Below are 1924 nucleotides of genomic sequence, written 5' to 3' on the forward strand. Positions count from 1 at the left end.
ATGGCACAGAAGATTTCTGTAAAATCAAACATGGTGGTTAGAGTCTTTGGTTTGTGTAGTAACTTTCTAAATGGCTCTAACCATCTTTTTTTCAAGCGGTTTTCTTATCCGTAATTCGGGTTATAATAACAAATTTTATTAATTGGGTTGTTTTAAAGAGTGAGATTTGGAGAAATCCAATTGCTCCTATTGATAAATCAAAGTTTTTTGTTGATTGGTTTGTGGTTGAATATGGCCTTGAGTGGGAGCAGTGGTGTAAGCTGGTTGATGAGTGGCTTAAGATTAAGGAAATCAAAATAGCTAGATCCGCTATTATTTATTTTATGGAAAAATTTCTTATAAATCATCAATATTCTGATATGGATTTATTTTTTAATGATTTAACCAAATATGAAGATTATAAAAATAATCTTAAAATTATACTTGATGATAAAGCTGATAATTTATCGAGGATTTATCATAGATATATTTGTGAGTTGAATTCATGGATTTTTCATAAATATTATAGTTCTTTAAGGTATGAAACCTTAGAACCTCCTTTCGGTAGAGTTACTAGAGTTATAAGAAAAGATGCAGAAAATTTTGAATGGTTTATTAGCACATATGGAGATGAATGGTCAGAATGGGCAAATTTAGCGTATGAGTGGATTAATAGTATAGACAAAGGAAAAGATACTAGAATAACTAGCATATCAAATTTCTTTGAATATTATCTGATTACCTTTCCTTCTGGTTCAAAAGTTGAGTCATTCTTCTGTGGTTTGGATGGCTTGAATCCTTCTGCTGAAGAATTTAAGAAAAAAGTATTTAACTTTCTTAAAACTGAAACAAAGTACATTACAGTTTATAGACATTGTGTACGTTTTTTTGACTGGATTTTGAATAAAAAGTTTAATGTTAATGGATTCAATAACTTTATAAATCCATTTGGGGAGTTAAAAGTCTTAGATGGGCGTAGTGATGATGTAAAGTTTTCATGGTTGACTGAACAATATGGTGTCCAATGGGAGCAGTGGCGATATTTAGCTAATGAGTGGATATTAGGCTTTAAAGGTGGACTGAGCCAAAGAATGCGTGCATTAGCTATTTTTCTTGAAAATTACTTAGCTATCAATAATTCCGAAATATATGATGTAGAAAGATTTTTTAATATTGATGACGCATGGAATCCAACTTCAGTAGATCTTAAGAAATGTATTATTAAATCAACAAAAATATCAATTGAAAGTGATATTCATCAAAATATTAACTACATTGTTGAGTTTATAGACTGGGTGTTAATCAATCATCTTTGTTATGAAAATGATTTTGGTTATATGGTTCCTATGTATCAGAATCCATTGGAAAGAAAGAATACATTTAGAAATTTAAACGAAACTGTTTATAGTCCTTTACCTTATAAATACATTTGTAATTTACGTAAAAAAATCTGTCCTAATGAATTTGGTAGTTTTACAGATTGGGAATGGGCACAAAATACTACCAATAAAATATACGGAGGATCATGGTTTGATGTAGATGAAAATATTATAAATTTTAATGACAAAGATTGTGTTTGGCGGAAAGTTTTATATACCAAAGCAGGTAAAAAAGATCATAAATATCAGCTTTGGTCGCCAGTAGCTGCTGTTGCATTGTTTGTAAAACTGAATTTACCTTTACGTACTTATCAGGTTCGTATGTTGGACAGTGGTGAAGGAGATATTGAACGATTTGAAAATAATCTTTGGAATAAAAATAATGCACCTTTATCCAAATTTAGACTTAATCAAGGTGTTTTTAAAAAAATTATTGACCTTTATTCAGAGGTGGTCCCACATGTTTGAACAACTAAAAGCTTATTTATAAGTGATACTCTGCTCTAGTTAAGCTACCTTATTTTGTTGTGGTAGCTGGTCATAGTAAAACTCATCTGGAGTCATTT

1 protein-coding gene is annotated in these 1924 nt (G+C 30.2%); it reads left to right on the forward strand.

Going from position 1 to position 1924, the window contains the following annotated elements; translation table 11 throughout:
- Window positions 1-221: 221 nt before the first annotated feature.
- A complete protein-coding gene (locus tag HLH16_RS13135) occupies window positions 222-1826 on the forward strand; it encodes a VPA1269 family protein (RefSeq protein ID WP_171529658.1) in 1605 nt (534 codons plus the stop codon).
- Window positions 1827-1924 lie beyond the last annotated feature (98 nt).

Origin of the sequence: Acinetobacter sp. ANC 5378 (assembly GCF_013004315.1) — a bacterium.
Lineage (GTDB): Bacteria > Pseudomonadota > Gammaproteobacteria > Pseudomonadales > Moraxellaceae > Acinetobacter.